Annotated in this window: 12 protein-coding genes; 6 read left to right on the top strand and 6 right to left on the bottom strand. The window is 65.2% G+C overall.

Annotated elements, in window-relative coordinates:
- The first annotated feature begins 78 nt into the window (after nt 1-78).
- The gene (locus tag JQ507_33395; protein QRI69688.1) at nt 79-1,080 is read left to right on the top strand and encodes an adenosine kinase; all 1,002 of its coding nucleotides are present in this window, start codon (nt 79-81) and stop codon (nt 1,078-1,080) included.
- 199 nt (nt 1,081-1,279) lie between these two features.
- On the opposite strand, the gene JQ507_33390 is transcribed toward JQ507_33395, so the two are convergent.
- Both JQ507_33390 and JQ507_33385 read right to left on the bottom strand, forming a co-directional pair.
- Nucleotides 1,280-3,013 carry an AMP-binding protein gene (locus JQ507_33390; protein ID QRI69687.1) on the bottom strand — a complete coding sequence of 578 codons (1,734 nt, stop codon included), beginning with the start codon at nt 3,011-3,013 and terminating at the stop codon, nt 1,280-1,282.
- Nucleotides 3,014-3,139: 126 nt separating this feature from the next.
- Nucleotides 3,140-4,333 carry a beta-lactamase family protein gene (locus tag JQ507_33385; GenBank protein QRI69686.1) on the bottom strand — a complete coding sequence of 398 codons (1,194 nt, stop codon included), beginning with the start codon at nt 4,331-4,333 and terminating at the stop codon, nt 3,140-3,142.
- A 337-nt stretch (nt 4,334-4,670) separates the two neighbouring features.
- Between JQ507_33385 and JQ507_33380 the strand changes: the two genes are divergently transcribed.
- The 3 genes from JQ507_33380 to JQ507_33370 all read left to right on the top strand — a co-directional run bounded on the left by JQ507_33380 (nt 4,671) and on the right by JQ507_33370 (nt 9,340).
- Nucleotides 4,671-4,994, top strand: coding sequence for a hypothetical protein (locus JQ507_33380; GenBank protein QRI69685.1), 324 nt, complete (start codon nt 4,671-4,673; stop codon nt 4,992-4,994).
- 184 nt (nt 4,995-5,178) lie between these two features.
- Nucleotides 5,179-6,672: an NAD-dependent succinate-semialdehyde dehydrogenase gene (locus tag JQ507_33375; GenBank protein QRI69684.1), complete on the top strand. Its 1,494-nt coding sequence runs from the start codon at nt 5,179-5,181 to the stop codon at nt 6,670-6,672.
- A 667-nt stretch (nt 6,673-7,339) separates the two neighbouring features.
- Nucleotides 7,340-9,340, top strand: a complete 2,001-nt coding sequence (locus JQ507_33370; protein QRI69683.1) for a TonB-dependent siderophore receptor — start codon at nt 7,340-7,342, stop codon at nt 9,338-9,340.
- A 43-nt stretch (nt 9,341-9,383) separates the two neighbouring features.
- Here JQ507_33370 and JQ507_33365 read toward each other — a convergent pair whose 3' ends face one another.
- Nucleotides 9,384-10,283 (bottom strand): amino acid ABC transporter substrate-binding protein, encoded by a 900-nt coding sequence (locus JQ507_33365; GenBank protein QRI69682.1) that lies wholly within the window; start codon nt 10,281-10,283, stop codon nt 9,384-9,386.
- Between the two features lie 138 nt (nt 10,284-10,421).
- Here JQ507_33365 and JQ507_33360 point away from each other — a divergent pair, with 138 nt between their 5' ends.
- The gene (locus JQ507_33360; protein ID QRI69681.1) at nt 10,422-11,114 is read left to right on the top strand and encodes a GntR family transcriptional regulator; all 693 of its coding nucleotides are present in this window, start codon (nt 10,422-10,424) and stop codon (nt 11,112-11,114) included.
- A 54-nt stretch (nt 11,115-11,168) separates the two neighbouring features.
- Nucleotides 11,169-12,545 (top strand): FAD-binding oxidoreductase, encoded by a 1,377-nt coding sequence (locus JQ507_33355; GenBank protein QRI69680.1) that lies wholly within the window; start codon nt 11,169-11,171, stop codon nt 12,543-12,545.
- Here JQ507_33355 and JQ507_33350 read toward each other — a convergent pair.
- The 3 genes from JQ507_33350 to JQ507_33340 form a co-directional block, all read right to left on the bottom strand.
- Entirely contained in the window at nt 12,542-14,695 is a 2,154-nt protein-coding gene (locus tag JQ507_33350) for an SLC26A/SulP transporter family protein (protein QRI69679.1), read from the bottom strand. The two genes, JQ507_33355 and JQ507_33350, sit on opposite strands and share 4 nt — an antisense overlap.
- Before the next feature lie 315 nt (nt 14,696-15,010).
- Nucleotides 15,011-15,817, bottom strand: coding sequence for a crotonase/enoyl-CoA hydratase family protein (locus JQ507_33345; protein QRI69678.1), 807 nt, complete (start codon nt 15,815-15,817; stop codon nt 15,011-15,013).
- A 46-nt stretch (nt 15,818-15,863) separates the two neighbouring features.
- Nucleotides 15,864-16,904 carry an alcohol dehydrogenase catalytic domain-containing protein gene (locus tag JQ507_33340; protein ID QRI69677.1) on the bottom strand — a complete coding sequence of 347 codons (1,041 nt, stop codon included), beginning with the start codon at nt 16,902-16,904 and terminating at the stop codon, nt 15,864-15,866.
- Nucleotides 16,905-17,187: the final 283 nt, after the last annotated feature.

Here is a 17,187-nt window from a genome sequence, read left to right as displayed (position 1 = left end):
CAGCCGCTTCCCTTGCTGGCGCTAGCCGTAACGTGATAGGCCGCGCTCTTGTTGGTGGCGTTCACACAGGGCAAGTTGATGGCTGACGCAAAATATGACGTTCTCGGGATAGGCAATGCGATCTTCGACGTGCTGGTGCAAACGGATGAGGCATTCCTTGCCCGTCACGGCATGACCAAGGGCTCGATGCAGCTGATCGACGAGGCGCGCGCCACCGCGATCTACACTGACATGGGGGTCGCCACCGAGATGTCGGGCGGCTCTGCCGCCAACACGATCGTCGGCGTCGGCAATCTCGGCGCTCGCGCCGCCTATGTCGGCAAGGTCAAGGACGACCAGATCGGCAAGCTCTACACCCACGACATCCGCGCCGCCGGCGTCACCTTCGACACCGCGCCGGCCAAGACCGGCCCGGCCACCGGCTGCTCCTACATCCTGGTGACGCCGGACGGCGAGCGCACCATGAACACCTATCTCGGCGCCGCGCAGGACCTGACGCCCGACGACATCGATCCGGCTCAGATCGCCGCCGCCGGCATCATCTATCTCGAAGGCTATCTCTGGGATCCGAAGAACGCCAAGGACGCCTTCGTGAAGGCCGCGACGATTGCGCATGGCGCCGGTCGCCAGGTCGCGCTCACGCTGTCGGATTCGTTCTGCGTCGACCGCTACCGCGACGAATTCCTCGACCTGATGCGCAAGGGCATCGTGGATCTGGTGTTCTCAAACGAGTCCGAGCTGCACTCGCTGTACCAGACCGCCGATTTCGACACCGCGCTGAAGCAGTTCGGCAAGGACACCAAGCTCGGCGTCGTCACCCGCAGCGAGAAGGGCTGCGTCGTGATCTCAGGCGACGGCGTCGTCTCGGCGCCGGCCTATCCGATCGACAAGCTCGTCGACACCACCGGCGCCGGCGACCTGTTCGCCGCCGGCTTCCTGGTCGGTCTCGTCCGCAATGTCGGTCATGAGAACGCCGGCCGTCTCGGCGCGCTCGCCGCCGCCGAAGTGATCCAGCACATCGGCGCCCGGCCGCTGGTGTCGCTGAAGGAGCTGGCGAAGGCGAAGGGGCTGCTGGTTTAGGCGGCCCTGTCCTTCAACCTCCCCTGCGGTGGAGGGATAGCGATAGAAACGTCGCTCCACCCTCGTCATTCCGGGGCTCGCCGAAGGCGAGAGCCCGGAATCCATCGGGCCGCATCACGCGTGGAGCAATGGATTCCGGGTTCTCGCTTCGCGAGCCCCGGAATGACGGCGCGGCAAGCGAGAGAGGGAGAAGCGAGCATCAAGCCGTCTTCGCGGCCTTCAATCCCAGCCGCTGCTCCACGGCGTCGCGCATCACGAATTTCTGGATCTTGCCGGTCACCGTCATCGGGAATTCCTCGACGAACTCGACATAGCGCGGGATCTTGTTGTGGGCGATCTGGCCCTGGCAGAAGGCGCGCACCTCGTCTGCCGTGAGCGTTTCGCCTGACCGCACGCGAACCCAGGCGCACAGCTCCTCGCCATAGCGCTGATCGGCGACGCCGAAGATCTGCACGTCCTGGATCTTCGGATGGCGGTAGAGGAACTCCTCGATCTCTCGGGGATAGAGATTCTCGCCGCCACGGATCACCAGGTCCTTGATGCGGCCGACGATGTTGCAATAGCCCTCGTCGTCGATCACCGCGAGATCGCCGGTGTGCATCCAGCCATTGGCGTCGAGCACATCGCCGGTCTTCTCCTTCTCGTCCCAATAGCCGAGCATGACGCTGTAGCCGCGGGTGCACAGTTCGCCGCGTTCGCCGCGCGGCACCACCTTGCCGTCGAGATCGACCACCTTGACCTCGACATGCGGATGGATGCGGCCGACCGTAGAGACGCGGCGCTCCAAGGGATCGTCGGTCGCGCTCTGGAAGCTCACCGGGCTGGTCTCGGTCATGCCGTAGGCGATCGTCACCTCGCGCATGTTCATCTCGGTGTTGACGCGCTTCATCACCTCGATCGGGCAGGGCGCGCCGGCCATGATGCCGGTGCGCAGCGAGGACAGATCGAAGCGAGAGAACTCCGGATGGTCGAGCTCGGCGATGAACATGGTCGGCACGCCGTAGAGCGTGGTGCATTTCTCCTGCGCGATCGTCGTCAATGTCGCGAGCGGATCGAAGCCCTCGCCGGGATAGACCATGGTGGTGCCGAGCGTGACCGAGGCGAGATTGCCCATCACCATGCCGAAGCAATGATAGAGCGGCACCGGGATGCAGATGCGATCCTGCTCGGTCAGGCGCATGGCGCGGCCGGTGAAGTAGCCGTTGTTGAGGATGTTGTGGTGGGTCAGCGTCACGCCCTTGGGCGAGCCGGTGGTGCCGCTGGTGAACTGGATGTTGACGGGGTCGTCGAATTGCAGGCTCGCGCCGAGCGCGACAAGCTGCTCGCGGTGGCGTTCCCCGCCCATCTGCGCGACCTGCTCGAACGGAATCGTGCCCGGCGCCGCCGGTCCGCCGATCTGGATCACGGCGCGCAATTGCGGCAGCCGCGCCGAGCGCAGCTGGCCGGGCTCCGCGCTCGCAAGCTCGGGCAGCAGCGTGTTCAGCATCTCCATATAGGCCGAGGTCTTGAACGCGGTCGCCGTCACGATCGCGGCGCAGCCGACCTTGCCGAGGGCGAATTCGAGCTCGCTCAAGCGATACGCCGGATTGATGGTGACGAGGATCAGCCCGGCCTTCGCGGCGGCGAATTGCGTCAGCGTCCATTCCGGCCGGTTCAGCGACCAGATGCCGATCCGCTCGCCGCGTTGCAGTCCGAGCGCGAGGAAACCTGCGGCGACCGCCTCGACCCGTTCGGCGAATTCGTTCCAGGTCCAGCGGACATTGTGGCTGGGCGAGACCAGCGCCTCCCGATCGCCCCAGCGCGCGCGGGCGCGGTCGAGGCTGCGGCCGATGGTTTCGCCGAGCAGCGGCGTATCGGAAATGCCGCAAACATAGCTGTCTGCCTTGCTGTCTCCCTTGGGGGTGGGTGCCAAATTCGTCCTCCTCACGGTCATGTTCGTGTCGTCGCACTTTTTGCGCGATCTTAGTCGTTTGGCGCCGACGGGACAGGCCCGACCTATGGCGGGTATGAAAAATCCCTCCCCGCGAGAGGAGGGATTTCGCGTTGCTTGGCTGGAACCTTACGCCGCTCGCTGCTCGCTGCCGGCATCGAGCCCGGCATAGATGCCCTTCTCGAAGCCTGCGAAGGCTTCCAGGCTGTGCTTGTCGGCGAACGGCAGCAGCTGGGTCAGGATCACGCCGCAGACATCGCGCGACGGATCGATCCAGTAATAGGTGTTGGCAAGGCCAGCCCAGGCGAGGCTGCCGGGGCTGCGGCCTTCCGGCGTCTTGGCGGTGTTGATAAGGAAGCTCAGCCCCCACTTCTTCACCTGGTCCGGATAGAGGTCGACATCGTTGGTGTAAGGCGGCGCCGCCGTCGTCATCTTGCTGACGCTGAGATCGCCCATCTGGTTCTGCCCCATCGCCGCGACGGTCTCGGGCCTCAGCAGCTGGTTGCCGTTGCCTTTGCCCTTGTTGAGGATCATCCGGCAGAACTTGATGTAGTCGGCCGCGGTCGAATACAGCCCGCCGCCGCCCATGTGGAATTCCGGATTCTGCTCGAGCTCGAACGGCATCGCCGCCAGCGCTCCGTCCTCGCCCCGCGCGTGCATGCCGACCAGCCGCTTGCGCATGTCGTCGGAGATCTTGAAGCCCGTGTCGCTCATGCCGAGCGGCGCGAACATGTTGTCACGCAGATAGGCATCGAGCTTCTTGCCGGATGCGGCTTCGACGGCCTTGCCGACGAAGTCGATATTGATGCCGTATTCCCAGCGGGTGCCCGGATCGCTCGCGAGCGGCGTCTTCAGTGCGGCATTCAGGCAGGAGATGATCCCGGGCGTGCCGGTCTTCTCCATGTATTTCCCCATGTCGGCGTTCCACAGGTCGTAGCAGAAGCCGGCGGTGTGGGTCATGAGCTTGCGCAGCGTGATCGGCGCCTTCGCCGGCCGCAGCTTCGGCTCGCCCTTGGCGTCGAAGCCCTCGAGCACCTGCGGTGCGGCGAGATCGGGCAGCAGCTTGCCGATCGGCTCATCGAGCGACAGCTTGCCCTGCTCGACCAGCTGCATCGCGCCAGCTGAGGTCACCGCCTTGGTCATCGATGCGATCCAGAACACGCTGTCGGCGGTCATCGGATCGCTCTTGGAGAGGTCGCGCTTGCCGAAAGCGCCCTCGTAGATCACGTCCTTGCCGGTGGCCGCGACCGCGACCACGCCGGGAATCTCCTTTGCCTCGCTCTTCTGACGCAAAACCTGATCGATCTGAGCCTTGCTCTGCATTGGGCTTCCTCCGGTGGGTTTATTTGTTTTGAAGTGGGCGGATCATCCTCCCGCTCGTCGGGTCTCGCAAGGCGGGCAAGCGATGCGATTGTGTCGCGATGTCGTGAAAGCCCGGGTCGCGGGAACGAAGACGTTCACCACGAGCGCAGATTTTGCGGTGGACTCCGCGCAAGTCCCGGTGACCCGCAGGGGTGGCCACGGTAACGTGATCGGCAGACTGATTTTCGGACCTGATTTTTTGCATTAACGCATTCAGATCGCTGCACAAACGGCGCGGCGGATTGGGCCTGATTTGACGAAAAGGCTCGTCATTTTCGGCCCTTGCGGGGACGCAGCAATGATTTCGACATGGAGTGAATGGAAGCGCTATCCGCGGCCGGGCCGCGGCGAGAACATCGAGGCGCCGATCAGCCCGGGCCTCTATGAGGTGCGCTACGCAGGTACCGGCGCGCTGCACTCGTTCGAGGCAGTCGACAATGTCGCACAGGCGCTGGCGCTGCTGCAGACCGGAACCAGGTCGTGGTTCGGCCGTCGCGATGCGCGGGCCGAGGCCGATCTCGAGTATCGGACCTGCGCGACCTCGACCAAGGCGGATGCCAAGGCTGCGGCCGAGCGCATGATCGGCCGTCGTGAAACCTACATGTCCGGCGGCGCGATCTGACGACATTCCCCAGTGCGCAAATTGCGCAGCTGCGGTTGGATGCCCTGCATCGCCGGGGAACAACAGCTCGCAACGGTGTCGCGTTTGAGTCCAAGCAGGGTCGCGCCGGCGGCCAGTGCATCGCAGCGGCTTTCCGCCTATATAGGCGGCCAATACCCTCCAAAGACATTCCAGGAGTAACGCCATGACCCCGCCCGCTGCCGTACGCGCCACGCAATCCGCCGCTTCCCTGCACGACCGCCTGAAGGATCCGTCACTGCTGCGCGACCGCTGCTATATCGACGGCGCCTGGGTCGGCACCCCCGAATTCGCCGTCAACAATCCGGCCACCGGCGTCGAACTGATCAAGATCGCGCAGCTGGGCGCCGACGATGCAACCAAGGCCGTCGAGGCTGCGCAGCGCGCGTTTCCGGCCTGGGCCAAGCTGACCGCCAAGCAGCGGTCCAACATCCTGCGTAAATGGTTCGACCTGATCATCGCCAACCGCGAGGATCTCGCGCTGATCCTGACTTCCGAGCAGGGCAAGCCGCTCGCGGAAGCGCTCGGCGAGGTCGACATCGGCGCCGCCTATGTCGAATTCTTCGCCGAGGAGGCGCGCCGCGTCTATGGCGAGACCATTCCGACCCAGCGTGCCGACGCGCGCCTGCTTGCGATCCGGCAGCCGATCGGTGTCTGCGGCGCCATCACGCCGTGGAACTTTCCGAACTCGATGATCACCCGCAAGGTGTCGCCGGCGCTGGCGGCCGGCTGCACGGTGGTGCTGAAGCCCGCCAACGAGACGCCGCTGTCGGCGCTCGCGCTCGCGGTGCTGGCCGAGAAGGCCGGCGTGCCGAAGGGCGTGCTCAACATCATCACCGGCGATGCGCCTCCGATCGGGCAGGTGCTGTGTGAGCATCCGGCGGTGCGCTTCGTCGGCTTCACCGGCTCGACCAATGTCGGCAAGATCCTGTATCGGCAGGCCGCGGTCGGCGTGAAGAAGCTCGGCCTCGAGCTCGGCGGCAACGCGCCGTTCGTGGTGTTCGACGATGCCGACATCGACGCCGCGGTCGAAGGCGCCATCGTCTCGAAGTACCGCAACATGGGCCAGACCTGCGTCTGCGCCAACCGTCTCTATGCCCAGGACAAGATCTACGACCAGTTCGTCTCGAAGCTGTCGAAGAAGGTCGCCGAGATGAAGATCGGCGACGGCACGGAGGCCGGCGTGACCCAGGGGCCGCTGATCAACATGAAGGCGATCGAGAAGGTCGAGCGTCACATTGCCGACGCCGTGAAGGGCGGCGCCAAGATCGTGACCGGCGGCAAGCGCTCCGCGCTCGGCCGCAGTTTCTTCGAGCCGACGGTGCTGTCGGACGTGCGGCCCGACGCGCTGGTGGCGCAGGAGGAGACCTTCGGCCCGCTCGCGCCTGTGATCCGCTTCAAGGACGAGGCCGACGTGATCGCGATGTGCAACGCCTCGCCGTTCGGTCTCGCCTCCTACTTCTATTCGCGCGACATCGGCCGGGTCTGGCGCGTCGCGGAAGCGCTGGAATCGGGCATGGTCGGCGTCAACTCCGGCCTGATCACGACCGAGGTCGCCCCGTTCGGCGGCGTCAAGGAAAGTGGCCTCGGCCGCGAAGGCTCGCGCCACGGCATGGATGAATATGTCGAGATCAAATACGTGATGATGGCCGGCGTCTGATCGCCGTCATCGTGTGCTCGCTCAAGCCCGGCTCTGATTGAATCAGGGCCGGGCTTTTGTTTGATCACACGCTCTTGTCGATCGTTTGCCGACATTCAGAGGCTGCGACAATTCACCGCGTTCGACCGCGACGGCGATCGCATCGAGAATCTCTCTAATCTCGAAATGGTTGTCTGAAGGCCGCATAAGCGCGCAGCCTTCAACGAAACAATGATCCAAGCGTGGAATCTTCCACATCGATGTCGCAGCGTGCGGCCAAGCTTCGTCCCCTCTCTTAGATGCGTTCTAGTTGGCGTCACAGCGCATGCTGTTTATGCCCCGGTGGGTCGCGCTCGAACTCTGACGATGTTCGACGCGAAACCAAGAAGAAGACTCTGGGGACTTCATGCTCGTCACCTCAAACGTTCCATGCGCATTCCGACTGGCATGCGCATCTCTGCTGCTGACTGCAATTCCTTCGCTCGCGCAGACGCTGGAGCAGCCACCCGCAAGCGGTGCCACGTCCCTTCCGCCGGTCGTCGTGGCCGCGCCACAGCATCGAAGCACGCCGGTTCGCAGGCCGTCATCGTCGCGGTCGGCGCGCTCGTCGGCATCGCATCAGGCGAGCAGGCGTGAGCACGCGCCGACACCAGCGGCCACACCGACCGCCGGTGCGCAGCAGGCGGCGTTGCCGGTGCCCTATATCGGCGGCCAGGTCGCGCGCGGCGGGCAACTCGGCCTGCTCGGCAACAAGGACTATATGGACACGCCGTACAGCCAGACGAGCTACACGGAGAAGACGATCCGCGATCAGCAGGCGACCAGCGTCGCGGAAGTGCTGACGAATTCCGATCCGTCGGTGCGCGCAGCGATCGGCAGCAGCAACCGCTACGATGCGTTGACCATCCGCGGTTTCCGGATCGAGAACAGCGAAATCGCCTTGAACGGGCTCTACGGTCTGGTGCCGGCCTATCGCGTCAACCCGGCGCCGCTCGAGCGTATCGAGCTGCTCAAGGGACCGGCTGCCTTCCTCAACGGCATGGCCCCGCAGGGGAGCATCGGCGGCACGGTCAATGTCGTGACCAAGCGGGCAGCGGAAGACCTCACGCGCCTGACCGCCGGCTACATCTCGGATGGACGATTCGGAACGGAGCTCGACCTCGCGCGCCGCTACGGCGAACAGAAGGAGTGGGGCGTTCGCTTCAACGGAGGAATCGACGGCGGCAACACCACCATCGACCGGCAATCCGCGCGCAACGGCTTCGGCTCGCTTGGCGTAGACTATCACGGAGAGCGATTCCGCTGGTCCGCGGACATCATCTCCCAGGACGACTGGATGAAGGCGGCGCAGCGCGGCTATACGCCGGTGTCCGGCATAGCCCTTCCGAACGCACCCGATCCGCGCATCAATCTGGCGCAGCCATTCGACTACGCGCGGTCGCGCAGCCTGACCGGACTGACCCGTGCGGAATACGATCTGAGCAACAATGTCACCGTGTTCGGTGCGATCGGCGGCAACGAATTCCGCTACGACAAGCGGGAAGATCCGGGCGCGACGATCCTCAACACAGCGGGCGATGCGTTGGGCACATCCCGCTTCCAGACCGGCAAGTCCGAGTCGATCTCCGGTGAGGCCGGCGTGCGCGCGCGTTTCGATACCGGCCCGATCGGCCATGAGGTGGTGGTCAGCGGCAGCGCGCAGAACCGGACCGATTGGCTTGGCCAGACCAACTACGGGACCTATCTCACCAACATCTACAGTCCGACCCTGCTGGCGACCGCGGGCACGCCGGTATCGACATTCCCCGAGGGCAAGTCCGGCTTCCTCGGGCTGCGCAGCGTCGGCGTCGCCGATACGCTCACGACGATGGGCGGGATGCTGCAACTGATCGTCGGCGCACGCCAGCAGCAGGTGATCGCAAACAGCTACGCGCCGGTCAGCGGGCTGGAGACAACGCATTACGACCAGAGCGCGACGTCACCGTCGATCGCCCTCGTGGTCAGGCCTGTCAAGCAGCTGTCGCTTTATGCGAACTACATCGAAGGCCTGTCGCCCGGGCCGACGCCGCCCTCCGGCGCGGTCAACACCAGCGCGGTGTTTGCGCCCTTCAAGACTCGGCAGGTCGAGGTCGGCACCAAGCTCGATTTCGGCGGCTTCGGTGCGAGCCTTGCGGCGTTCCAGATCAGCCAACCGAGCGGCGTGATCGACCCGCTCACCAAGATCTACAGCCTCGACGGTCAGCAGAGAAATCGCGGCATCGAGCTCAATACCTTTGGCGAGGTCGCGCCGGGCGTGCGCGTCCTCGGCGGCGTGACCTGGCTCGATGCCCGGCTGACCCAGACCCAAGGCCATCTCTACGACGGCAATCATGCGATCGGCGCGCCCGGCCTGCAGGGCAATCTCGGCGTCGAATGGGATACGCCCTTCGTGCCCGGCCTCACCGCGACGGCGCGCGCGATCTACACCAGACGGGCCTATGTCAGCGCCGACAACACCCAGAGCGTCCCCGACTGGGCGACCTTCGACATCGGTGCGCGCTATGCGACGACGCTCGCGGGGCGTCCGACCACGTTCAGGGCGCAGCTGACCAACCTGTTCGACAAGCATTACTGGATCGGCAATCCGACCGGCTATGTGATCAGCGGCATGCCGCGCACGTTGTGGCTGTCGATGACGGTCGATTTCTAGGAGAAATGCCTGTGACCATCGCACGCGACCGTGCGATGGCCGGTCACACGCCCTTGTCGTTCGGGTTGGCCACCGCGTCCTTCAGCGGCGCCGTCATCGGGAAATTCAGGTTCACGTTCTTCGGCGGAATCGGCCGCGTGAACCATTTGGCGTAGAGCTCCTGGAATTCGCCGCTCTTCATCATCGCGGCCAGCGTCTTGTCGACCAGCGCCTTGAACTCCGGATCGCCCTTGCGAAGGATCAGTCCGTAGGGCTCGGTGCGCAGGCTGTCGTCGATGATGCGCCAGTCCGACGGGGTGGGGCTGCCGGCGATCAGGCTCGCCAGCAAAATGTCGTCCATCACGAAGGCCTCGCTGCGCCCGGTGGTCAGCGCGAGGAACGACGCGGCATGGTCCGGCGTCAGGATGTTCTTGGTCTGAAAGTTGTTCGCTTGGGCGCGCGCACTCAACAGCCCGATCGAGGTCGAGCCCGAGGTCAGCGAGACCGGCCGGCCGCCGAGGTCCTCGAAGGCCCTGATCGGCGCGTCCTTCCGCACGACAGCGCGGATGCTCGACACGAAGATCGTGTCACTGAAGGCGACGACCTTCTGCCGCTCCAGCGTGTTGGTCGCGGGTCCGCAGACGATATCGATGGTCCCGTTCTCGATCAGCGGTATCTGGGTGGAGAGCTGGATCGGCTGCAGCCTGGTCTGCAGCGCGGGCAGCTTCAGCTCGCCCTTCACCGCATCGACGATCCGCGCGCAGAGGTCCATCGCGAAGCCAACCGGCTTCTGGTTGTCGTCGAGATAGGAGAACGGTACCGAGACGTCGCGGTGCCCGAGCCGGATTTCTCCGGTGTCGCGGATCTTGGCCAGCGTGCCGTTGGGGGACTGCGCCTGCGCCGGAGCGGAGACCGCCGCTGAAAGAAATGCTGTATAAATCAATGTCTTGACGGGTCGATTCATCAGGCGCTCGCAGATCTCGATAGTTCTGGATACGATCGGTCAAGATTTTATACACAGCATTGCATAATCACCAAACAGATTTTATACAATCCTGGCTCAGTCGGATATCTCAGTCCGAGCTCACCAGCGAGACGCCGCATGGAACCTGTAACCGCCGCAAGCCATCGAGGAGCCGGGCCCCACGGTTCCGCGCCGGACACCGTGCGCGAGGCGCTGCGGGTTGCGATCAGCTCCGGCGAGCTGGCGCCCGGATTGCAGCTGCGCCAGGACGAGCTCGCCGCGCGGTTCGGAACCAGCCGCATCCCGGTGCGCGAGGCGTTGCGCCAGCTCGAGGCCGAAGGTTTTGTCACCTTCCTGCCGAATCGCGGCGCTGTCGTTTCTGACCTGTCGATCGACGAGGTGATCGAGCTGCTTGAGATCCGTATCGCGCTCGAGTGCCATGCCTTGCGCTTGGCGATCCCCGCGATGGGCGTGATCGATCTCGAGGAGGCAACGAAGATACTTCGTGCCTACGACGCCGAGCCCGATCCCGCGCAATGGGGCGCCTTCAACTGGAAATTCCACGCCACGCTCTATGCGCCGTGCAATCGTCCGCGCCTGCTCTCCATGATCGAGGCGAATTACGGTCATGTCGGCCGCTTTACCCGGGCACTGGTGTCGCAGGCGACCGGCAAGGAGCGTCCGCAGCGCGAGCACTACAGGCTGCTTGAATTCTGCCGCGACGGCGAGGTCAAGAAGGCCGTCCGGCTGCTGCGCGATCATATCGAGGAGACGCAGAAGACGTTGCGCTCGGCGCAGCGCCAGGCGTTGCGCGATGCTGCTCCGGTCTGATCGACATCAGGACCCAATGAACTATTGCCGGCGCCGCCGCGGGCCGATCGGAGAATGCGTGTGAAGACCAATGACGTCGAAATCCTGGTGATCGGTGCGGGCATTGTCGGCATCGCCACGGCCTACTACCTCGCCGTCCAGCACAAGCGTTCGCGCCTGTTGATCGTCGATGAGGGACAGCCGATGGCGCTGACCTCGGCGCAGTCGGGCGAGAACTACCGCAATTGGTGGCCGCATCCGACGATGGCGGACTTTACCAATCACTCCACCGATCTGATGGAGGAGATCGCGCGCCGCAGCGACAACCGCATCCACATGACGCGGCGCGGCTATCTCCTGGTCACGCGTGAGACGAAGTCCGACGAGCTGTTGCAGCAGCTCTACGCCGGCTATGGCGCACAGGCCGCCAAGCTGATCCGCCTGCATGAAGGCGCAAGCCGCGGCTATGTGCCGCCGCATTCGGCGGACTGGCAGACCGCGCCTGACGGCGTCGACGTGCTGCTCGGCCGCGACCTGATTCAGCCGCACTACCCGACCTTCGACAAGGAGGTCTCGACCGCGCTGCATATCCGCAGGGCGGGTGACATCAGCGGTCAGCAGCTTGGCCAGTACATGCTGGAAACCATGCGGCCGTTGGGCGCGCAATTCCAGCAGGCCAAAGTGGTCGGCCTTGCGAAGGCCGATCGCTTCGCCGTCGAGGTGCTGGCCGATGGCGTGCGACAGACCATCAGGGCCGATATCATCGTCAATGCCGCGGGCCCGTTCGCCGCGCAGGTCGCGGCAATGCATGGCGAGCGGCTTCCGATCGTCAATGTGCTGCAGCAGAAGATCGCGTTCGCCGACCGTAACCGCGCGGTCGATCGCAAGATGCCGTTTGCGATCGATCTCGACGGCCAGACGTTGGCATGGTCCGACGACGAGCGCGCGGAGCTCGCGGCGGCGCCGGAATTCGCGCGCCTGCTGGCGCCGATGCCGGGCAGCATCCATTGTCGGCCCGACGGCGGCGATCACGGCGAGTGGATCAAGCTCGGCTGGGCCTTCAACGAAGAGCAGATCACCGCGCCGGTCCGCGAGCCGGAGCTGAATTCCTATTTCCCCGAAGTCGTGCTGCGGGCGGCGAGCCGGCTGCAGCCGCGCCTTGCGCAGTATCTCGCTGCGTTGCCGCGCGACCGGGTGCACTACGGCGGCTACTATCCGATGACGAAGGAAAACTGGCCGCTGATCGGCGCCGCGAAGACGCCAGGCGTGTTCCTCGCCACTGCGCTGTCCGGCTACGGCACAATGGGCGCCTGCGCTACAGGCGATCTCTGCGCCTGTGCCGTGGTCGGCGCGCCGGTGCCCGCCTTCGCCCGCAGCCTCTCGCTCGCGCGCTATGACGACAAGGCGCTGATGGATCAGCTCGCGGCGAGCGAAAGCCGGGGACTACTTTAGCGCCGCAGCACCGCGATGGTGCGGTTCGCGAAAGTCAGCCGCTCCGCCATGACCGACACGAAATAGGTCAGCAGCTTGTGGCTGAGCTCGGGGTCCTCGTCGCGGATCGCCGCGAACTGGCGGGTGTTCAGCACATAGAGCACGCTCGGCATCTCGGCCTGGATTGTGGCGCTGCGTGGAGTGTTCGCGACGAGGCCCATCTCGCCGATCGTGGTGTAGCGGCCGAGGCTGCGCACGCGCGTGGTGCGGCCGTCGTCGGCGGGCACCATGATGCCGACGCGGCCGTCGAGGATGAAGTGCATGGAATCGGCGGCGTCGCCGGCGTGCACGATGACCTCGCCGGCGTCGACCTCGATCCGCTGGCAGCGCCGGATCAACGTATCGGCATCGCCTTCATTGTCGAGCAGCCCGGTGAACCAGCCGCGCAGATCGGCCTCTTCCTGCGCGAGGTCCTGGTGCTGTGCGATGATCTGGTTCTCGCACCATTCCAGCGCATGATCGAGCTCGTCGATCACGGAGACGCCCTCGGTAATGAAATCGCTGGCGCGCAGCACCTGTTCGGCCTTGGCCGACAGATGCACCAGCACCAGCTCGACGCCGACCTCATGCGCGCTGCGCTTGATCTGCGCAAAGCTGTAGGCCGCCGATGAATCGACGCCGGTGACGAGCTTGAAGTCGAACAGCAGGTAGCGGCACTCCGCCCGCTCGCGCAGCAGCGCCTTGACGTGCTGGTACAGCCGGTTGGCGGAGCCGAAGAACAGGTAGCTCTGCAAGGTCAGCCCCTGGATCTTGCCGCCGTGCGCCTGCAGCACGTTCCGGTCGTCGCGCGAGCGATCCAGCGAGCTGCGGTACTCCGAGCCGTCGAAACCGTATTTGATCGCCTCGACCCGCGCTGCGCTGAGCGCAAAGGTGGCGCAGCCGATGATGACGCCGATCAGGATGCCGGGCACGAAGCCCCAGGCCACGATGATGACGATGATCGCGAGCAGCGAGACATACTCGGTCTTCGACAGCCGCTTGCGCGATTCGATCATCCATTTGTGCAGCTGGTCGGCGCCGAGATAGATCAGCAGCCCGCCGAGCACGAATTTCGGCATGTAGCCGGGCAGCTGCGGCGCCACCGCCAGCATCAGCAGCGAGATCGCGGCGACCGTCAGTCCCGACAGCGGGCCACGCCCGCCGCTGGAGAAATTGAGGATCGAGCGGCTGACCGAGATGCAGCCGGCATAGCCGGCCAGCGCGCCGGTCAGGATATTGGCGAAGCCGGTGATGTTGAGCTCGCGCTCGAGATTGGCCTCGCGATGCACCGCGACCTCGATGCCGGTGGTGTTGAACAGCGTGCTCGCCGCCGTGACGAAGACCACGGCGATCAGGTTGCCGAGCAGATCCGGCACCGCCGACCACGGATAATGCGCAATCTCCGCCGCGTGCCACGGCAGCATGAAGGTCGATGCCGGCGGCGGCTCGAAGGTCCAGCCGGTCAGGTGAGCTTCCTCTGGCGTGATGCCGATGATCCAGAACACCAGATGCGCCACGATCACCCCGCCGACCAGGATGATCGGCAGCCCAAACGGGGTGCGCGATCGATGCCAGGTCAGATACAGCACCAGCGCCATCGCGCAGGCGGCGCTGAGCTCGGAGATCGTGATGATATTGGTGAAGTGGATGAGGGTGCCGAGCTGCACGGGGTAACCGGTGATCACCCTGATTGCGCCGAGCACGATCAACAGGCCGGTCGCGCCGAGGAATCCGCCGACCACGGGGTAAGGCACGTAGCGGATGGCGCGGCCGAACCGCGTCAGCCCGAGGCAGCACAACACGATGCCGGTGACGATGGTCGAGAGCCCCAGCGTGATCAGCACTGGTGTGAGCAGCGGCGCAGTCGGGTTGGCGGCGCCGATGCGCTCGACCAGCGAGGCCATCAGGATGCCGGTCACCGCCGCGGTGGAGCTGTCAGGGCCGGCGACTGCGAACGGCAGCGAGCTGCCGAGCGCGATCAAGGTCGCAAGCACCGCCGACGAGATGAATGTCGCCGCGATGCCGTATGACAGATAGGGCGCCAACGGTCCGGCGAAGATCAGCAACGCGTAGGACAGGCCGAAGGTGATGCCGAGCACACTGGCCGCGCTGCCGCCGAGAATGTCATGCATGGCCCGCCGCGCTCGCGAACCGAAATAAAGCGATCGACCAATCACGTTGAAAAATGTCCTGAACTTCCGACGCCAGTGGTAGACGAGCCCGGCGCAGGACGACAACAGGATTTTTGTGACAACCGCTTCTCAATGCGCGCATTTTCAGCGTCGCCCTGCTTGTGGGCCGACGATCGCAACGCGCTGCTCGATGCCGGGCTCGTCGAGCAGCGCACGCTGGGTCGCGACGATGTCGCCGACGGTGATGGCAGGGAAGCATGGCCTGCAGTGCCTTCCCGTCCGCGGCTCGATGCGCGCCGGGTTGGTCGAGCCGGGCTACCCGTTCCCGTCCTCGGTGCCGAACGCGCCGTGACGGCCGATGCCCGAGGCAAAGCGCGTCGCCCCCGACAGCGTCTCGCCTGAGGCGATCACGTCGAGCCCGCCGCGCATTTCGTTCCTGATCGCCTCTTCCTCGTCGAGGTCCCATTGCCGCAGTGCCGACAGCCGGTCGGCCCGCATGCAGGTCTGCGGGAATTTCGCGATGTCCTTGGCAAGCGCGACGGCGTGCGCGCGCGTCTCGCCCTTCGGCACCAGCCGGTTGGCAAGTCCCATGCGATGCGCCTCGGGGCCACCGACCGGGCGTCCGGTGAGGATCAGATCGATCGCCTGCGAATGGCCGATCAATCGCGGCAGGCGGATGGTGCCGAGATCGATCAGCGGCACGCCGAAGCGGCGGCAGAACACGCCGAAGGTCGCGTCCTCCGCGACCACGCGCATGTCGGCCCACAGCGCAAGCTCCATGCCGCCGGCGACCGCAAAGCCCTCGATCGCGGCAATGACTGGCTTCGAGAGCCGCAGCCGGCTCGGCCCCATCGGCGCGATCGTGTTGTGGCCGCCGACCTCGCGCTTCTTCTCGGGATCGCCCGCCGCCACCGCTTTCAAATCGGCGCCGGCGCAGAAATAGCCGCCGGTGCCGGTGAACACCGCGACCGATGCGCTGGCGTCGGCGTCGAAGGCGAGGAATGCGTCATACAGCTTGCGTGCTGTCGCGCCGTCGACCGCGTTGCGGTTGTGCGGGCGGTTGATTGAGATGATGGTGACGGGACCATCGCGCTCGACGAGCACGGTATCTGCATCGGACATGGGTCGCTCCCTGGCTTGTTGGTTGGAGCGAGCCTAACGGTCCCTCTCAGGCAATGCCATCGCGAACGAAGGCGACGCGAATGGTCGGGTCGCCGATCGCCTCATGCGCGTCGTCGAAACGGACGCGGCGCGTGATCACATGCTCGGGATGGTAATGACCTGCCGCAACATGGGCGACGCAATCGGGCAAATCGGCGCGGACATTGACACGCGAGACCCTCAAGGTGATGCCGACGCCGTACATGTGCCGGAGCGGCACCGGCGTGGTCTCGGCGAAGTCGCCATACATGCGCTGGCAGACGCCGTTCGGTTCCGTCGCGCGGAATGCCAGCAGGATGCTGGCGTCGGTCGCAGCCGCATCGATCACGATCGGAAACAGGCCGGGCGGCTCCATCATGAGGCCGGCCGGCGCTTCGACGACGTCGGCGCCGAGCGACTTCGCCTTTGCGAGGCGCGGCGCATGATCGTCGAGATAGACGACGCGGCCCGCGCCATGCGCCACCGCCGCCTGCACCGCGAACATCGCGAGCGATTGCGCGAAGCCGCCGATCACCAGCACATCCGCGCCGGGCCGCTGCTCGAGCCAGCGTGTCACCGCGCTGAAGCCGTCGGTCGCGCCGTCGGCCAACCCGGCGGTTTGCGAGAGGGGATGGCCTTCGGGCTGGCGGACCAGCATGTGATCGGCGAACGGAACGCGGATCAGGTCGGACAGTCCGCCGCCATATTCGACGCCGCAGACCGGCTTCAATCCGTAAGACGACCGGAACGGCACCGCCGCGCAGGCATTGGTGTGGCCGCGCCGGCAGCGGTCGCAGGCGCCGCAACTGATCTGGAACGGAACGATGACGAGATCGCCGGGCGCGAAATTCTTCACCTGATCGCCGACGGCGGTGATGCGGCCGGCGGTCTCGTGCCCGAGCGCAAACGGACCGGGCAGCCGCGATCGGCCGTGGACGATCGCAAGATCGAGATCGCAGCGCGTCACCGCGAGCGGCTGCACCAGCGCGTCGCGATCATCTTGCAGATGGGGCTCGGGAACGTCCCACCATTCGACCTTGTTGCCGCCGACATAAGTCAATTGCCGCATCGCGTGCTCTCCGCTTTGGACGGAGAGTGCCGGGAGGCAGGTGCGGCGACAAAAGGTTTGTCTTCAACGGAGATGAATGGAATTCACCTGTGCCGTCGAGCGAAGCGGCGCGGCGTGTCTAACCCGTCATCTTGAGGAGCCGCGAAGCGGCGTCTCGAAGGATGCACGGCCATCAGCAGGGCCGTCGCCCCTTCGAGACGCGCTCCTCAGAGCGTGTGAATTTTTGTGGCTTGGGCGAAAGATGTAGCGGGAGGGATGGGGGATGTGATTCCCTGCAATCGCT

Source organism: Bradyrhizobium sp. PSBB068 (genome assembly GCA_016839165.1).
In the GTDB taxonomy this organism is placed as follows: Bacteria; Pseudomonadota; Alphaproteobacteria; order Rhizobiales; family Xanthobacteraceae; genus Bradyrhizobium.
Note: the sequence above shows the minus strand (reverse complement) of the source record. Positions and strands in the feature narration are given on the sequence as shown.

Excerpts from the sequence above, each read along its gene's own strand:
- JQ507_33395 (QRI69688.1), top strand. The coding sequence starts at position 79 with ATGGCTGACGCAAAATATGACGTTCTCGGGATAGGCAATGCGATCTTC.
- JQ507_33390 (QRI69687.1), bottom strand. The coding sequence starts at position 3,013 with ATGACCGTGAGGAGGACGAATTTGGCACCCACCCCCAAGGGAGACAGC.
- JQ507_33385 (QRI69686.1), bottom strand. The coding sequence starts at position 4,333 with ATGCAGAGCAAGGCTCAGATCGATCAGGTTTTGCGTCAGAAGAGCGAG.
- JQ507_33380 (QRI69685.1), top strand. The coding sequence starts at position 4,671 with ATGATTTCGACATGGAGTGAATGGAAGCGCTATCCGCGGCCGGGCCGC.
- JQ507_33375 (QRI69684.1), top strand. The coding sequence starts at position 5,179 with ATGACCCCGCCCGCTGCCGTACGCGCCACGCAATCCGCCGCTTCCCTG.
- JQ507_33365 (QRI69682.1), bottom strand. The coding sequence starts at position 10,283 with ATGAATCGACCCGTCAAGACATTGATTTATACAGCATTTCTTTCAGCG.
- JQ507_33360 (QRI69681.1), top strand. The coding sequence starts at position 10,422 with ATGGAACCTGTAACCGCCGCAAGCCATCGAGGAGCCGGGCCCCACGGT.
- JQ507_33355 (QRI69680.1), top strand. The coding sequence starts at position 11,169 with ATGCGTGTGAAGACCAATGACGTCGAAATCCTGGTGATCGGTGCGGGC.
- JQ507_33350 (QRI69679.1), bottom strand. The coding sequence starts at position 14,695 with ATGCATGACATTCTCGGCGGCAGCGCGGCCAGTGTGCTCGGCATCACC.
- JQ507_33345 (QRI69678.1), bottom strand. The coding sequence starts at position 15,817 with ATGTCCGATGCAGATACCGTGCTCGTCGAGCGCGATGGTCCCGTCACC.
- JQ507_33340 (QRI69677.1), bottom strand. The coding sequence starts at position 16,904 with ATGCGGCAATTGACTTATGTCGGCGGCAACAAGGTCGAATGGTGGGAC.